Annotated in this window: 14 protein-coding genes and 2 rRNA genes; 10 read left to right on the top strand and 6 right to left on the bottom strand. The window is 70.2% G+C overall.

Features of this window, described 5'->3' with window-relative positions; all coding sequences use genetic code 11:
• Positions 1-15: 15 nt before the first annotated feature.
• The 3 genes from MB828_RS42060 to MB828_RS42050 form a co-directional block, all read right to left on the bottom strand.
• Complete coding sequence (locus tag MB828_RS42060) at positions 16-786, bottom strand: trypsin-like serine peptidase (RefSeq protein WP_301652769.1); 771 nt, start codon at positions 784-786, stop codon at positions 16-18.
• A gap of 111 nt (positions 787-897) precedes the next feature.
• Positions 898-1,662 carry an SDR family oxidoreductase gene (locus MB828_RS42055; protein ID WP_301652768.1) on the bottom strand — a complete coding sequence of 255 codons (765 nt, stop codon included), beginning with the start codon at positions 1,660-1,662 and terminating at the stop codon, positions 898-900.
• A gap of 111 nt (positions 1,663-1,773) precedes the next feature.
• Entirely contained in the window at positions 1,774-2,682 is a 909-nt protein-coding gene (locus MB828_RS42050) for an oxidoreductase (RefSeq protein ID WP_301652767.1), read from the bottom strand.
• Positions 2,683-2,807: 125 nt separating this feature from the next.
• On the opposite strand from MB828_RS42050, the gene MB828_RS42045 reads away from it, so the two are divergent.
• The 9 genes from MB828_RS42045 (at position 2,808) to MB828_RS42005 (ending at position 14,380) form a co-directional block, all read left to right on the top strand.
• The gene (locus MB828_RS42045; protein WP_301652766.1) at positions 2,808-3,410 is read left to right on the top strand and encodes a TetR/AcrR family transcriptional regulator; all 603 of its coding nucleotides are present in this window, start codon (positions 2,808-2,810) and stop codon (positions 3,408-3,410) included.
• Between the two features lie 344 nt (positions 3,411-3,754).
• Positions 3,755-5,122 (top strand): S53 family peptidase, encoded by a 1,368-nt coding sequence (locus MB828_RS42040; RefSeq protein ID WP_133026815.1) that lies wholly within the window; start codon positions 3,755-3,757, stop codon positions 5,120-5,122.
• 387 nt (positions 5,123-5,509) lie between these two features.
• Positions 5,510-6,817 carry a S53 family peptidase gene (locus tag MB828_RS42035; RefSeq protein WP_301652765.1) on the top strand — a complete coding sequence of 436 codons (1,308 nt, stop codon included), beginning with the start codon at positions 5,510-5,512 and terminating at the stop codon, positions 6,815-6,817.
• 348 nt (positions 6,818-7,165) lie between these two features.
• Positions 7,166-7,474: a hypothetical protein gene (locus MB828_RS42030; protein ID WP_046732870.1), complete on the top strand. Its 309-nt coding sequence runs from the start codon at positions 7,166-7,168 to the stop codon at positions 7,472-7,474.
• A gap of 140 nt (positions 7,475-7,614) precedes the next feature.
• Entirely contained in the window at positions 7,615-8,451 is an 837-nt protein-coding gene (locus tag MB828_RS42025; RefSeq protein ID WP_301652764.1) for a hypothetical protein, read from the top strand.
• Positions 8,441-9,784, top strand: a complete 1,344-nt coding sequence (locus MB828_RS42020) for a hypothetical protein (protein ID WP_301652763.1) — start codon at positions 8,441-8,443, stop codon at positions 9,782-9,784. Before MB828_RS42025 ends, MB828_RS42020 begins: the two co-directional genes overlap by 11 nt.
• Positions 9,781-11,340, top strand: a complete 1,560-nt coding sequence (locus tag MB828_RS42015) for an SCO6880 family protein (RefSeq protein ID WP_301652762.1) — start codon at positions 9,781-9,783, stop codon at positions 11,338-11,340. The genes MB828_RS42020 and MB828_RS42015 overlap by 4 nt, the downstream gene beginning before the upstream one ends.
• Before the next feature lie 14 nt (positions 11,341-11,354).
• Positions 11,355-12,770: an ATP-binding protein gene (locus tag MB828_RS42010; RefSeq protein WP_133026819.1), complete on the top strand. Its 1,416-nt coding sequence runs from the start codon at positions 11,355-11,357 to the stop codon at positions 12,768-12,770.
• 11 nt (positions 12,771-12,781) lie between these two features.
• Positions 12,782-14,380 carry a type VI secretion protein gene (locus tag MB828_RS42005; RefSeq protein WP_301652761.1) on the top strand — a complete coding sequence of 533 codons (1,599 nt, stop codon included), beginning with the start codon at positions 12,782-12,784 and terminating at the stop codon, positions 14,378-14,380.
• Here the strand turns inward: MB828_RS42005 and MB828_RS42000 are convergent.
• Positions 14,377-14,943 (bottom strand): GNAT family N-acetyltransferase, encoded by a 567-nt coding sequence (locus tag MB828_RS42000; RefSeq protein ID WP_430381508.1) that lies wholly within the window; start codon positions 14,941-14,943, stop codon positions 14,377-14,379. The genes MB828_RS42005 and MB828_RS42000 overlap by 4 nt on opposite strands.
• A gap of 95 nt (positions 14,944-15,038) precedes the next feature.
• On the opposite strand from MB828_RS42000, the gene MB828_RS41995 reads away from it, so the two are divergent.
• Positions 15,039-15,587 (top strand): isochorismatase family protein, encoded by a 549-nt coding sequence (locus MB828_RS41995; RefSeq protein ID WP_133026822.1) that lies wholly within the window; start codon positions 15,039-15,041, stop codon positions 15,585-15,587.
• A gap of 64 nt (positions 15,588-15,651) precedes the next feature.
• On the opposite strand, the gene rrf is transcribed toward MB828_RS41995, so the two are convergent.
• Together rrf and MB828_RS41985 are read right to left on the bottom strand one after the other, a co-directional pair.
• A 5S ribosomal RNA gene (rrf, locus tag MB828_RS41990) occupies positions 15,652-15,768 on the bottom strand.
• Between the two features lie 88 nt (positions 15,769-15,856).
• Positions 15,857-16,133 (bottom strand): 23S ribosomal RNA (locus MB828_RS41985); the annotation flags it as partial.

Raw genomic sequence — 16,133 nt, 5'->3', positions numbered from 1 at the left:
GCACATGACGCCGTCTCACCGGGCGGTGGCGTCCCTGAACAGCTCGGCGGCCTCGCCGCCGAGCACCACGCTGTACGAGATGTCGGCCGTGGACCCGCCCTGCTCGTGCCCGCCCAGCACGCCGACCACCTCGTGGTCACCGTTCACCCAGGGGCTCCCGCTGGTGCCCCCGGTGAACTCCGGGCAGTCGATCCGCTGTTGGGTGGCGCTGTGGGCGACGGGCCGGTTGGTGCAGTCGACCGGCACCTCACGGGAGTCGGGATACCCGGTGACGGTCACCGGGGTCGCTCCGGTGGCGACACCGGTGACGAACCGGTTGGCGCCGGTGACGTCCTCGACCCGCTTGCCGGCCCGGTCCCGCACGGCGGCGAAGGCGACGTCGCTGTCCTCGTCCTGCCCGTGCGACCAGCCGTCGGGCAGGTACCGCCGGCCGACCTTCCACACCCCGTACGGCGCCAGCCCGTCCCGGTACCCGGGCACGAACACCAGCCCCGCGCCGTCGTCGGCGTCGACGCAGTGCGCGGCGGTGACGATGAGGTCCCGCCGCGGGCTGTGCACCACGGAGGCGGTGCAGAAGTGGTTCCCGGAGAGGCTGCCGGCCTTGTCGGCGCTGAACAGCGCACCGACCCGGGCGCTGTCGGCGGTGGTCCCCACCACGGCGGTCACCCCGAACGGTCCCGCCGCCTCGTCGGCCGCCGCGACGGAGGCCGAGGTGGCGGCCAGGACGACCACGGCACAGAGCGCGACGCGGCGCGAGGTGACATAGATGCGTGAGGTGCGCTTCATCAGGCTCCACTGTGTCCCACGAAGGTGAGAAACGGTTCCCGACTTCCCTGATTTTTCGCTGTGAACCGCCCTTGCGGCCGTCCCGCCGGGCGGGTTCCGGCGGCCGTGTGCTCAGAACGTGGTCGTCATCCCGCCGTCCACCGCGATCGTCTGGCCCGTGATGAAGGACGCCGCGTCGCTCGCCAGGAAGACGACGATGCCCGCGATCTCCGGCGGGCGTCCCCAGCGGCCCAGCGCCGTCCGGGTGCGCAGCCAGGTGGCCCATTCCGGGTCCTCGGCCAGGCCGGCGTTGACCTCCGTGGCGAACGTGCCCGGTGCCACCGAGTTGACCGTCGTGCCGCTCGGGCCGAGGTCGGCCGCCAGCGCCCGGGTCAGGCCGTCGAGGCCCGCCTTCGCCGTGGCGTAGGCGACGTCACCGGTGCGGCCCAACTGGCCGACCACGGAGGAGACGTTGATGATGCGCCCCGGTGTGCCACGGGCCGCCAGGCTCCGGGCGACCGTCTGACTGAGCGCGTACGCCGAGGTCAGATGGGTGTCGAGCATCGCTGACAGCTCGTCCGGGGTCATCTCGTGGACGCCCCTGCGGTCCCGGTGGCCCACGTTGTTGACCAGGATGTCGAGGGTGCCGACGGCGCTCACCGCGTCCTGGGCCGCCGCCCGGTCCGTCACGTCGAAGGCCGCACCGGTCACGTCCAGGCCCTCGTCACGCAGCCGGGCCGCCGCCGCGTCCAGCGCCGCCGTGTCCCGCCCGTTGAGGACCACCCGCGCGCCGGCGCCCGCCAGGCCCCGCGCCATCTCCAGCCCCAGCCCCCGGACGGACCCGGTCACCAGGGCCGTACGTCCGGTGAGGGTGAAGTCCACGGCGCCGGCGGTCATACCGCCACCTCCCGGAGAGCCGTCGTGCACAACGTGTCGGCTCACCGTATCCAGGTCCGGCGGCGGGGCCGTCCGCCGTCCACCACCTGGGCGTTCACTCCGGCCGGACGTTCACACGGTCCGCGCGCCGAGCGCCCACCTCACCCCCGTCATCTCCTCCGACAGCGTCCACAGCCGGCGCGCCGCCTCCGGGTCGCTCGCCGCCCGGCTGCGGCCGACCAGCGTGGGCGCGCCCCGCATCTCCCCCAGGCCGTCCGGACCGACGTAGCTCGCGCCCGGCAGGTCGCGGGTCGCCGCGTACAGCGTGGGCAGCGCGCCCGCCCGGTCGTCCTGGGCGAGGAGCCGGTTGCCGACGGTCATACCCAGGCGGGCGAGCGGGTTGGCGTGGTGGCTCTGGAGGTTGGTCGCCGCCCAGCCGGGGTGCGCGGACAGGGCGCGCACCGGGGAGCCCGCCTCGGTGAGCCGGCGCTGGAGCTCCAGCGTGAAGAGCAGGTTCGCCAGCTTGGACTGGGCGTAGGCGCGGGTGGGGCTGTAGTTGGCGCGCAGGTTGACGTCGTCGAAGTGGATCACGCCGTCGCCGCCGCGGTGCAGGCCGGAGGAGACGGTCACCACCCGGTCGGTGACGTGCGGCAGCAGCAGGTTGGTCAGCGCGAAGTGGCCCAGGTGGTTGGTGCCGAACTGCATCTCGAAGCCGTCGGCGGTGCGCAGCTCCGGCAGCATCATCACGCCCGCGTTGTTGATCAGCAGATCCAGCGGGCGGTCCCAGCCGGCCGCGAACTCCCGTACCGAGGACAGGTCCGCCAGGTCCAGGCGGCGCACCTCGGTACTGCCGGGCACCTTCGCCGCGGCGGCCCGGCCGCGTTCCGGATCACGCACCGCGAGCACCACATGGGCGCCCGCCCGCGCCAGCGCGTCCGTGGCCGCCAGGCCCAGTCCGCTGTTGGCGCCGGTGACCACGGCCGTACGGCCGGTGAGGTCGGGGAGATCGCTCACGTTCCACTTGTCGTTCTTCTCAGCCATGGCGTCAATGTAGGCGTCGACAACAATGATGTCAACGACAACAAAGATGGCGGTGCCAACAAAGATGACAGCGCTTACAAAGCTGACAGTGACCACAAAGCTGACGGCGGCTACATCGGGCTACGATGGCGCCCATGTCGCAAAGCCGCCCCTACCACCACGGAGACCTGCGCGCCGCCCTGCTCACCAGCGCCGAGCGCACCCTGCGCGAGAAGGGCACCAGCGCCCTGTCCCTGCGCGAACTGGCCCGCGACATCGGGGTGAGCCACGCCGCCCCCGGCCGCCACTTCAAGGACAAGCAGGCCCTCCTGGACGCGCTCGCGCTCGCCGGATACGACCGCCTGAACGACGCGCTGGCCGCCGCGGACCTGCCCGAGGCCCCCTTGGAACCACGCCTCACCTCGCTCGCCCGGGCCTATCTCACCTTCGCCACCGAGAACCCCGAGCTGCTGGCGCTGATGTTCGCCCGCAAGCACGATCCGGACATCGACGCGCGACTGGCCGACGCCGTCGACATGTCCATGGGGTCCTTCGTGCGGCTGACCGCGGAGGCGCAGCAGCGCGGCGAGATCATCGAGGGCGACCCGGAGCAGCTCACCCTCGCCGCCGCGGCGGGCGTGCACGGCCTCGCCAGCCTGATCGCCGCCGGCGCACTCCCCCCGGACGAGGCCCTGGTCGGCCTGGAGGGCTACATCCACCTCGTGCTGCACGGCCTCAAGCCCCGCTGACACCGGGGCACTCCCCGCCGACACCGGGGCACACCCCACCGGCGGCGGAGCGCACCCCATCGGCACCCGATCGACACGACCCCTGATGTGCCGTCAATGCGCATTGCACAGCGGCCACTTCGGGCTGCCAGGTCAATCGAACCCCAACCTCCGGCCATCCGGCCCCCAATGATCAGTAAGCCCTTGCCGCGCTTCAGTAACGCGGAAGTCAGGATTCCGAAACCCATCTTGTTGTCGCGTACCCAACAACGCGATGGTTCGTCGCGGGCCGCCGCCCCCACCGGCAACCACACCGGTGGCCCCCCGCCCGCAGGCCTCTGTCCCCTCTTCCAGGAGGCTGTACGTTGCGTACGACCACCCCCGAGACCCCCCACACCAGCGGTAGACGGCGCCGGATCGGCACCGCCCTCGCGGCCACCGCGGCGCTCGCCGCCGCCGGCCTCGGCACCGCGGCGCACGCCACCGCGGCCACCGCGGACGTCACCCACAGGGTGAGCGCCAAGACCGTCGCCGCCCAGGTGGCGAAGGCCCACGTCCAGTACGAGAAGGCCGGCTGCGGTGCCACCCCGAAGAAGGGCTTCGCCGCCTGCGACGCCCTCCGGGTCACCGGCGGCACCACCGCCTTCATGGAGAAGCAGGCCGCCCTCAAGGGCATCGCGCCGAGGACCGTCAAGCCGAACGCCGCGTCCGACTCCCCCACCGGATACGGCCCCTCGGACATCCAGTCGGCCTACGGCCTGACCTCCGCCGCCGCCTCCGACGGCTCGGGCGAGACCGTCGCGATCGTCGACGCGTACGACGACCCGAACGCCGAGGCGGACCTCGCCACCTACCGCTCGTACTACGGCCTTTCGGACTGCACCACCGACAACGGCTGCTTCAAGAAGGTCTCCCAGACCGGCTCCACCACCTCGCTCCCGTCCGCCGACAGCGGCTGGGCCGGCGAGGAGTCCCTCGACCTCGACGTGGTCAGCGCGACCTGCCCCAACTGCAACATCCTGCTGGTCGAGGCGAAGTCGGCCTCCGACGCCAACCTGGGCACCGCGGTGAACGAGGCCGTCAAGCTGGGCGCCAAGTTCGTCTCCAACAGCTACGGCGGCTCCGAGTCGTCGTCGGACACGTCGTACGACACCTCGTACTACAAGCACGCGGGCGTGGCCATCACCGCGAGCGCCGGTGACGAGGCGTACGGCGCCGAGTACCCGGCCGCCTCCCGGTACGTGACCGCCGTCGGCGGCACCAAGCTCTCCACCTCCTCCAACAGCCGCGGCTGGACCGAGTCGGTGTGGAAGACGTCGAGCACCGAGGGCACCGGCTCGGGCTGCTCCTCCTACGACGCCAAGCCCAGCTGGCAGACCGACACCGGCTGCTCGAAGCGCATGATCGCGGACGTCTCCGCGGTCGCCGACCCCGCCACCGGCGTCTCCGTCTACGACTCCTACGGCGCCGACGGCACGGGCTGGAACACCTACGGCGGCACCAGCGCCTCCTCGCCGCTCATCGCCTCGGTGTACGCCCTGGCCGGCACCCCGGGCAGCAGCGACTACCCGGCCCAGTACCCGTACAACGCGGCCGGCACCTCGGCCCTGAACGACGTGACGAGCGGCAACAACGGCTCCTGCTCGACCGCGTACTTCTGCACCGCCGAGTCGGGCTACGACGGTCCGACCGGCTGGGGCACCCCCGAGGGGACCGACGCCTTCACCGGCTGAGCCCTTCGGAGACCGACCTCCCCGTCGGGTCACGGGGAGCCGCCACCGTGAGGGGGACGTGGGGTCCCCTCGGCGGCACCGCAAGAGAGACGGGCCACGGCATCCGGCCGTGGCCCGTCTTTCGCGACCTGCCGTTTTCGCGCCTTGGCAACTCCCGTGAACCAGCTGTGAGTCGAGTCAAGCACCCGTCACCCGCAGGACAACGGGCGGCCATCACCGGGTCACACGAAGGCCGCGTTCGGCAATGCGGAAGTAAGGATTCCCTAAGCCCCTTGTTGTCGCGTACTCAACAAAGGATTCTCTTCGCGGACCGCCTCACCAGATCGCACCCGCACCGCCCCTGTTCGAACTGTTCCACCCCATCAGGAACATCAGGAGGCTGCACGCATGCGTTCCACGCCCCCCAACAGATCCTCGCTGCACAGCGGCTGGCGCCGACTGGGCACCGCCGCGACGGCCACCGCCGCGCTGCTGTTCGCCGGCCTCGGAACCGCCGTCCAGGCCGACGCGACTCCCACCGCGGCCGGCAAGGTGACCTACGTCGCCACCCCCTGTGCCACCCCCAAGCACACGGGCGACCTCACCTGCAAGTCCTACCGCGTCACCGGCGGCCTCACCGCCTTCCAGAAGCAGCAAGCCGCGCGGACCGGCATCACCCCCAAGGCCGCCGACGCCTCCACCCCGTCCGGCTACAGCCCCACCAACCTGCGGTCGGCCTACGGCCTGACCTCCGCCGCCGCCTCCAACGGCTCCGGTGAGACCATCGCGATCGTCGACGCCTACAACGACCCGAACGCCGAGGCGGACCTCGCCACCTACCGCTCGTACTACGGCCTGTCCGCCTGCACCACGGCCAACGGCTGCTTCAAGAAGGTCTCCCAGACCGGCTCCACCACCTCGCTGCCCTCCTCCGACGCCGGCTGGTCCGAGGAGATCTCCCTCGACCTCGACATGGCCTCCGCGATCTGCCCGCTGTGCAACATCACCCTCGTCGAGGCCACCAGCGCCAGCTACGCCAACCTCGGCACCGCGGAGAACGAGGCCGTCGCCCTCGGCGCCAAGTTCGTCTCCAACAGCTACGGCGGCTCCGAGTCCTCCTCCCAGACGTCGTACGACACCTCGTACTACAAGCACGCGGGCGTCGCCATCACCGTCTCCGCCGGCGACAGCGGCTACGGCGCCGAGTACCCGGCGACCTCGCAGTACGTGACGGCCGTGGGCGGCACCAAGCTCTCCACGTCCTCCACCACCCGCGGCTGGACCGAGACCGTCTGGCGCACCTCCAGCTCCGAGGGCACCGGCTCCGGCTGCTCCTCCTACGACGCCAAGCCCTCCTGGCAGACCGACACCGGCTGCACCAAGCGCATGGAGTCCGACGTCTCCGCGGTCGCCGACCCCGCCACCGGCGTCTCCGTCTACGACTCCTACGGCGTCACCGCCGGCTGGTACACCTTCGGCGGCACCAGCGTCTCCGCCCCGATCATCGCCGGCGTCTACGCCCTCGCGGGCACCCCGGCCAGCGGCACCTACCCGGCCCAGTACCCCTACGACTACGCGGGCACCTCGTCCCTCAACGACGTGACGAGCGGCTACAACGGCTCCTGCTCCACCGCGTACTTCTGCACCGCCGAGACCGGCTACGACGGCCCGACCGGCTGGGGCACCCCCGAGGGCGTCAGCGCCTTCGCCAACTAACACCGGCCCCTCTCCCCGCACGGTCTCCCCCACGGGTCGCGGCAACCAGCCGCGGCCCGTTCGTCATGAGAACATCGGATCGGTGGCGTTCACCCGACTGGCCGTCAAAAAGCGTGCCAGGGCGTGAAAGGGGTCAACGACGGAACCACACCACAGGTTCCGCTCAGGCCTCATTGCCCGGCGTGACCTGCCGTGATACACAGAGTGACCGTACGAGCCCTTCGTACGAAACCCGCCAATCAATGACGTCAAGTCGACATACTCCGGCGGCGTTGTCAGCGAGAATAGAGCGTGACCTCTGCACCGGGCAGGGGCGGCCAGAACTACCCACCAGGGGCGGTGACTTACATGTTCTACGCGGCCGACAAGGGAGACATCAACACCATCATCGGCGGAATCGCTCCGGACTGGGGGCCTTTCGGCAGCCTGGGCAACGAGGCGAAGACGATGATCCAGGTGGTCATGGCCGTGGCCATCCTCATCTGCCTCGGCATCGCCGTCTGGGGTGCCGCCAAACAGCGCATCGGCGCCACGGCGCTCCGTGACACCTTCAGTGCCGAACAGGGCAAGGGCCTCATCATCGCCGGACTGACCGGAGTCTTCATCATCGGCTCACTCGGCACCCTGTTCACCATCGTGTACGGCATGGCCGTCTAGGCGCCTGGACCTCTTCCCTCCCCGCTCCGAGGTTGCGTTTCCCTGATGTCGAGTCACCACACCGCGCCCGCGCGGGAACCAGCACGGCTACCGTCGTACTGCTACGCGTTCCGGTACGACGTGGAGGGGGAGTACGCGGCATGAGCCTCGGAGACGAGCCCGGCTACCCGGAGTCCGGCCACACCCGCACCCGGCTGCCCGACGACCCGTACGGCGGCGCGGCCCGCCGCGGCGGCCGCTCCTCCTCACGGAGCCTGGTCACGGTCGTCGGCGTCGTCGTCCTCCTCATCGCGGCGATCGCCTTCGCGAACAGAGGCGACGGCGACAGCAACGACTCGTCGTCGTCCACGACGACCAACGGAAGCGGCAACGCCGACCAGCCGGCCACGTCCTCGACGGCCGCCAGCGGCACCAAGCCGGTGGAAACAAAATCCGGCACCATCCCCACCGGCTTCGCCCACACCAGCCAGGGGGCACAGAGCGCGGCGGCGAACTACGCGGTGACGCTGGGTTCGACAGGGATGTTCAACAAGGACAGCCGGCACAGAATCGTCAACGGCCTCTACACGGCGACCGCGGCCGGCAAGCTCCAGAACGCCATGGACACGGCCTACTCGGCGAGCTTCCTCGGCAAGCTCGGCCTCGACGCCAACGGCAACGCCCCGCAGGGCAGCACCTTCGTGTCCCGCACGGTCCCGGTGGGCACCACGGCCGAGCAGTACAGCGACAGCGACGCCAAGGTCTCCGTCTGGTACGTGGGACTTCTTGGCATGTCGGGCGCATCCTCGACGAACCCCGTCACCACCACCTGGAAAACCTGGACCTTCGACCTCCACTGGGACAGCAACGACTGGAAGGTCAGCAAGGACACCCAGACGGACGGGCCGGCGCCGGTTCCCGGTGACGACCAGGCCTCTACCTCCGATGCCATCAGCAAGGCCGTCGAGCAGTACGGAGGGTTCACTTATGCCCGGTAGCCCGCGTCGCGCCCTGAAGCTCGCAGGCGTGCTGACCGCCGTACAGACAACCGCCGTCCTGCTGGCCACTCAGGCCGTGGCAGCACCCTCGCCGTCGGCCAGTCCCACCGCCTCGCCGTCCCCCAGCAGCGATTACTGCGCCGGAATCAGTGGCCCTTCCAAGCAGCTCTGCGAGAGCGGCAGCGGCAGCGGGTCCTCCGGTTCCTCCACCGATCCGCTCTCCTCCACCCTTGATCCGCTCGCCTCGTTGGCTCAAGGGTGTGCCAAGGCTGCTTCCTGGACCGTCGACAAGCTCAGCGGGGCCGTCAAGGAGACCGCCAACGTCGACTTCACCAACGAGAAGTTCCTCCAGCAGTACGCCGTCGTCTTCGCCGCGTCGACGATCCTCACCCTGCTGCTGTGGCTGCTGGCCGTCGCCAAGCGGGCGGTCCGCGGCGTCCCCCTCACCACCGCCATCTCGGAAGCCGTCGGCTTCCTCTGGCTGACCGTGCTGGCCTCCGCCTTCACCCCGCTGATCCTCTACACCGTCGTATCGGCCACCGACGGCGTCACCGACGTCCTCGCGAAGACCACCGGCAACCAGACCGACACCTTCTTCGGCACTTTCTCCGACGCCCTCAACAAGGGCGACGACATCGGCGGCGGCCCCATCATGCTGATCGTCGTCTCCCTGGTCAGCATCCTCGCCGCCGGCGTGCTCTGGCTGGAGCTGGTCATCAGGGCCGCCCTCCTCTACGTCGGCGCCCTCCTCGGCACCGTCGTCTACGCCGGCCTCGTCGACAAGAACCTGTGGGGCCACGTCCGCCGCTGGGCCGGCATCATGATCGCCGTCATCCTGGTGAAGCCGGTCATCGTGATAGTGCTGGGCCTCGCCGGCGCGCTCTCCTCCGACGGCGGCCCCGACGCCTTCTCCGCCGTCGTCTCCGGCCTCGCCATCATCCTGCTCGCCATCTTCGCCAGCGCGATGATCTACCGCTTCGTCCCCGGCTTCGGCGACGAGATCGCGAACGGCCGCAACAACCGCATCATGCAGGGCGCCGAGGGCAAGGCCGCCGCGGTCATCAGCAGCCCCGCCAACCTGGTCGCCCAGGGCATCCGCACCCACAGCGCGCGCGCCGACAACAACGGCGGCGGCGGCTCGTCCGGCGGCTCCTCCGCCGCCCGCCCGTCCAACCCGGCCTCGGGCGGCGTCGCCGCCCACAGCACCCGCGCCTCGACCGGTGGCGGCGGAGCCGTCCCCTCCGCCGCGCCCGCGCCCCGCGCGCCCAGCCCGGTGAACACCCCGCACGCAGGCAACACCCGCAACAACAGCTCGGGAGGTGAGGGGCGTTGACGACCGAGTCCCATCTGTCCCATCCGATGACGCCCCGCCGTACGTATCTCATCGGCCGCGCCCGGCCGAACGCGATCGTCGGCCGCAACCGCGAGTCCGGCGAGATCGGCCTGATCATCGTCGGCGCGTTCCTCGGCATGATGTGCGGACTCCTCGTCCCGATCCTCTCCCTGCGCATCGTGCTGCTCATGGGCTTCCCGCTGCTCGCGCTGGCCGCGGTCTACGTGCCGTACAAGCGCCGGACGTTCTACAAGTGGTTCGAGATCAACCGCAGTTACAAGCGCACCCTGCGCACCGGCACCGTCTACCGCTCCACCGCCAGCGAGGCCGGCACCCGCATCGACGGCCGCGAGGTCGAGATCGGCCCGCCGCCCGGCATCGGCCGGATCAGCTGGCTCGCCGCCCCCTTCGGCCCCGACGAGATCGCCGTGCTCCTGCACGCCGACCGCAAGACGGTCACCGCGGCCATCGAGATCGAGGGACCCGGCGTCGGCCTGCGCGACTCCGAGGACCAGGAAGCCCTCGTCGACCGCTTCGGCACCCTCCTCAAGCACGTGGCGAACGGCGACGGCTTCGTCACCCGCCTCCAGATGCTCGCCCGCACCCTCCCTGCCGACCCCGACGCACACGCCAAGGACGTCGCCCAGCGCGGCGACGACCGGGCACCGGGCTGGCTGGCGCAGTCGTACGACCAGCTGCAGTCCATGGTCTCCACCAGCAGCGAGCAGCACCGCGCCTACCTCGTCGCCTGCATGCACTACTCCCGCGAACTGGCCGCCGAGGCCAACGCGATGGCCCGCGCAGCCCGCCCCCAGGCCGGCCGCAAGCTGGACCGTGACTCCGGGCTCGCCGTCGTCATGGCCCGCGAGCTCACCGACATCTGCTCCCGCCTCCAGGAGGCGGACATCCGCGTCCGGCAGCCCCTCGGCCAGGGCCGCCTCGCCTCCCTGATCCACTCCATGTACGACCCGGACCACCCCATCGACCACATCCAGGCGATGACCAAGCGCAACGCCTGGCCGGCCGAACTGGACGCCATGGAGCCCACGTACCTCCAGGCGAAGACCCGCGAGTCCGCCACCCGCGAACCCTGGTGCCACGCCACCGCCTGGGTGAAGGAGTGGCCGATGACCCCGGTCGGCGTCAACTTCCTGGCCCCGCTCCTGGTCCACACCCCGGACGTCATCCGCACCGTCGCCGTGACCATGGACCTCGAACCCACCGAGGTCGCCATCGAGCGCATGCTCACGGAGAAGACCAACGACGAGGCGGAGGCGTCCCGCGCCGCCAAGATGAACCGGACCGTCGACCCCCGCGACATCGCCGCCCACAACCGCCTCGACCAGCGCGGCGAGGACCTGGCCAGCGGCGCCGCCGGCGTCAACCTGGTCGGCTACATCACGGTGTCCTCCCGCTCCCCCGAGGCCCTCAACCGCGACAAGCGCACCATCAGGGCGTCCGCCGGAAAGTCGTACCTGAAACTGGAGTGGTGCGACCGCGAGCACCACCGCGCCTTCGTGAACACACTGCCCTTCGCCACCGGAATCCGAAGGTAGAGGCTGATGCGCTGATGAGGGACCCGCTGTCCGTCCTCACCGAAGCCTTCACGTCCTTCCTGTTCGGGAAGGTCGAGACGACCCGCTCCCCGGTCCGCACCTCCACCGGCCAGGCCCAGGCCGTCTACCTCCCCACGGCCGCCCCCGGCCTGGGCGACTCGGGCGTGATCATCGGCCGGGAGGTGTACTCCGGCAAGGGCTACATCTACGACCCCTTCCAGCTCTACGGCCAGCAACTGCCCGCCCCGCACTGGCTGGTCCTCGGCGAGTCCGGCAACGGCAAGTCGGCCCTGGAGAAGACCTACGTCCTACGGCAGCTGCGCTTCCGCGACCGTCAGGTCGTCGTCCTGGACGCGCAGGGCGAGGACGGCGTCGGCGAGTGGAACCTCATCGCGGAGGAGCTGGGGATAACCCCCATCCGGCTCGACCCGACGGCGGCCCTCAACCACGGCATCCGCCTCAACCCCCTGGACCCCTCGATCACCACGACGGGCCAGCTCGCGCTGCTGCGCACCATCATCGAGGTGGCGATGGGCCACGGCCTCGACGAGCGCTCCGGCTTCGCCCTGAAGGTCGCCCACTCCTACGTCAACGAGACCATCCTCGACCGCCAGCCCGTCCTGACGGACATCGTCGAGCAGCTACGGCACCCCGAACCCGAGTCGGCCGAGGCCATGAACGTCGCCATAGACGACGTACGGGCATGGGGCCTGGACGTCGCCCTGGTCCTGGACCGCCTGGTCGACGGTGACCTGCGCGGCATGTTCGACGGCCCCACCACGGTCGGCATCGACCTCGACGCCCCTCTCATCGTCTTCGACCTGTCCCACATCGACCGCAACTCCATCGCCATGCCGATCCTGATGGCGATCGTCGGCGTGTGGCTGGAGCACACCTGGATCCGCCCGGACCGCAAGAAGCGCATCTTCCTGGTCGAAGAGGCCTGGCACATCATCAACAGTCCGTTCGTGGCCCAGCTGTTCCAGCGCCTGCTGAAGTTCGGCCGGCGCCTGGGTCTCTCCTTCGTCGCGGTGGTCCACCACCTGTCCGACGTCGTGGACGGCGCGGCGGCCAAGGAGGCCGCGGCGATCCTGAAGATGGCGTCGACCCGGACGATCTACGCCCAGAAAGCGGACGAGGCACGGGCGACGGGCCGGGTCCTCGGCCTGCCCCGCTGGGCGGTGGAGATCATCCCGACCCTCACCCCCGGCATCGCGGTCTGGGACGTCAACGGCAACGTCCAGGTAGTCAAACACCTGGTCACCGAGACGGAACGGCCGCTCGTCTTCACCGACCGCGCGATGACCGAGTCCTCCAGCGACCTGACCGACGCCGACGACGCGCTGCGCGCCGCCGAGCTGGAGGCGGAACAGCGGGCGGCGGCCTTCGTGGAGCAGCACCTCGGCGACTCCGAGTCGACGGTGGCATAGGGAGGCCGTTCGTGAGACCGGACCCTCGGGAGGAGCGGGAACACCGCAGCGGTGGCGGTGTTCCCGACGGCCTGCTGATCGGCATACTCGGGTTCCTGCTCGGGGTCACCCTGCTGGTGTGGACGGCGACGGGACTGGCCGCCTGGTTCGCCCACGGCAGCTGGCCGTCGACGGTCACCCTCACCCACACCCCGCCGGCGATGCGCCACCTCATCGGCGAACCGCACGACGTGACGGGCGCCTGGCCGGACACCCCGGCGGCCCGGCTGTCCGGGTGGGGACTGTTCTGGGGCCTGTTCCTCGGCCAGCTGATGATCCTGCTCGTTCTCGGCGTGTTCGTGATGGGCACGGTGGCCCGCTGGCGCGCGGCCCGAAGAAGCCGGAGGACGACAGCCGGACAGGCGGTAGCCGGACAGACGGCAGCCGGGCAGACGACAGCCGGGCAGGCGACAGCCGGGCAGGCGACGACGCCCGACGCGGCCCCGAGTCCGACACGAGCGCCCGTCCAGGCCCCGAGCCCGGCCGTCCTGGCGACAGGCACTGAGCAGGTCCCCCTGGGCCCCGCCGTCCCCGCGCCCGCCACCGAGCAGGTCACTCCGGGCCTTGTCGGAGGCCTCTCGGCCCCCGCCTCCGCCTCGGCCGGGCTCGACGCTCACTCCTCCATCAACGGTGAACGGGTGGGCAGCTGGGCGAAGATCCACCTCGCCCCCGTCGAAACCCGCCGGACGACCGCGACCCAGGCCATCCGCGACGCGGCCGGCCCCGCCCTCGTCGTCACCTCGAACCCCGCCGTCTGGTCCGAGACCAAGGACGCCCGAGCCAAACTCGGCCCGGCCCTCCTCTACGACCCGAACCACCTCTGCGACACCCCCGCCCGCTTCCACTGGTCCCCCACGACCGGCTGCGCGGACAAGCAGACCGCCGCCCTGCGCGCCCAGGCCCTGCTCACCCCAGTGAAACCCACCGCGAAGATCGACCAGGCGGTCACGGACACGGCGGAGACCCTGCTCCGCAGCTACCTGCACGCCGCCGCCCTGGAGAACCGCACGATCCGCCATGTCCACCGCTGGGCGCAGGGCACGGGCGTCCAAGACGCCGTACGGACCCTCCGCACCCACCCGAAGGCGGCCCCCGGCGCCGCGGGCGAGCTGGAGGCCGCGCTCACCGCACACGCGGAACGCCGGGACATCGCCCAGGAACTGACGGCGCGTGCGCTGTCCGCCCTCTTCACGGTCAACATCCGCGAGGCCTGCAATCCCAACCGATCCGATGCCCTCGCTTTGGATTCCTTCGTGGACGAAGGGGGCACGCTTTATGTGGTCGGCGAATCCATCGAGGACCCCAGGACCAACCCCGGCGCGATGCCCCTCCTGACGGCCCTCGTCTCTAGCGTGGTCGAGCAGGGCCGGCGCATGGCCGAACGGTCATCCTCCGGTCGGCTCGACCCACCACTCACCCTGGTCCTGGACGACGTGGCGGCCGTGGCTCCCCTCCCCCAGCTGCCCGACCTGCTCACCACCGGTCCGGACCAGGGCCTGCCGACCCTCGCCCTGCTCCGCTCCCACGAACAGGCCCGTTCCCGCTGGCCGCACCGGGAACTGCCGGTCTAGGACGGCCACTCCAGCACGAGCTCCAGCTCGGACTCCGTGTCGTCCTTGTCGAACGGCACGAGCACCCCGCTCGGTACGAAGCCCGCCTTGCGGTACGCCCTCTGGGCCCGCGGATTCCTCTCGTGCACCAACAGCCGCACCCGTTCAGCGCCCTGTTCCCGCGCCCAGGCCACACCGGCGTCGAACAGCGCCTTGATCAGCCCGTTCCCCCGGTGCTCGGGCCTGACGAACACCCCCACGACGTGCCCTTGCCGTCGCTCGACCGGCTGCCCGGCCCAGTCCGTCGTCCCGGCCTCCTCGATGAGCACGGTCAGCGTTCCGGCCCACTCCCCGTCCGGCGTCTCGGCGATGAACTGCCGCGCGCCACTGGGCTCCTCCGCCGACCGGGCGGCCCGGTCCTGGTAGAAGGAGTCCGGCCGGCCCACCGCGTCCTCGTGGCTCTCCAGGAACGCGATGTCGGCCACCGGGTCCCGCAGGGCGACGAGCCGAAGCTGCTTGACGGCCTGCCACTCCTCGGCCCGTATCGCACGGACGACGTAATCACCGCTGGTCATAACACTCATGCGGCCCACGTTAGCCCCCGCGTCCCACCCCGCTCACCCCCTTTACGCCGCTCACCCGGCCCTCGTTGTCAGTGCCCCCCTCTACGGTGGACGCCATGACGACTCTGCCGAACCGACCGAACACCGCCCTGCTGATCGTGGACGTGCAGAACGGGGTGGTGGACAGCTCCCACAACCGCGACGAGGTGATCACGAACATCAACACCCTGATCACCAAGGCCCGTTCCGAGGCGGTCCCGGTGATCTGGGTCCAGCACTCCAGCGACGAACTGAAGCCGGACAGCGCCCCCTGGCAGTACGTCCCCGAGCTGACCCGGGACGCCGGCGAGCCGCTCGTCCACAAGCGCTACGGCGACTCCTTCGAAGCCACCGAGCTGGAGTCCGTGCTGGCCGAGCGTGGCGTGGGCCGCCTGGTGGTCACCGGCGCCCAGACCGACGCCTGCATCCGCTCCACTCTGCACGGCGCGATCGTCCGCGGGTACGACGCGACGCTGGTCTCCGACGCCCACACCACGGAGGACCTCACGCAGTACGGGGCGCCGGCTCCGCAGCAGGTCATCTCCCACACGAATCTCTACTGGGAGTGGCAGGAGGCTCCGGGCCGAAAGGGCGGCACGGCCACCACGGCGGACGTGACCTTCTGAGGTCTCCCGAACCCAGAACGCAGAAAACCCCCGCATCGAAGATGCGGGGGTTTTCCCAATATTTGTTCGGCGGCGTCCTACTCTCCCACAGGGTCCCCCCTGCAGTACCATCGGCGCTGTGAGGCTTAGCTTCCGGGTTCGGAATGTAACCGGGCGTTTCCCTCACGCTATGACCACCGAAACACTATGAAACTGTTCAGCCGCACCACGCTCTGTGAAACGTGGGGCTGTTCGTGGTTTCAGAACCAACACAGTGGACGCGAGCAACTGAGGACAAGCCCTCGGCCTATTAGTACCGGTCACCTCCACCAGTTACCTGGCTTCCAGATCCGGCCTATCAACCCAGTCGTCTACTGGGAGCCTTACCCTCTTATAGAGGTGGGAGTCCTCATCTCGAAGCAGGCTTCCCGCTTAGATGCTTTCAGCGGTTATCCCTCCCGAACGTAGCCAACCAGCCATGCCCTTGGCAGAACAACTGGCACACCAGAGGTTCGTCCGTCCCGGTCCTCTCGTACTAGGGACAGCCCTTCTCAAGACTTCCTACGC

Origin of the sequence: Streptomyces arenae, assembly GCF_022343545.1 — a bacterium.
In the GTDB taxonomy this organism is placed as follows: domain Bacteria; phylum Actinomycetota; class Actinomycetes; order Streptomycetales; family Streptomycetaceae; genus Streptomyces; species Streptomyces humi.
The sequence above is the reverse complement of the archived record's forward strand: the minus strand, read 5'-3'. Positions and strand labels throughout refer to the sequence as shown.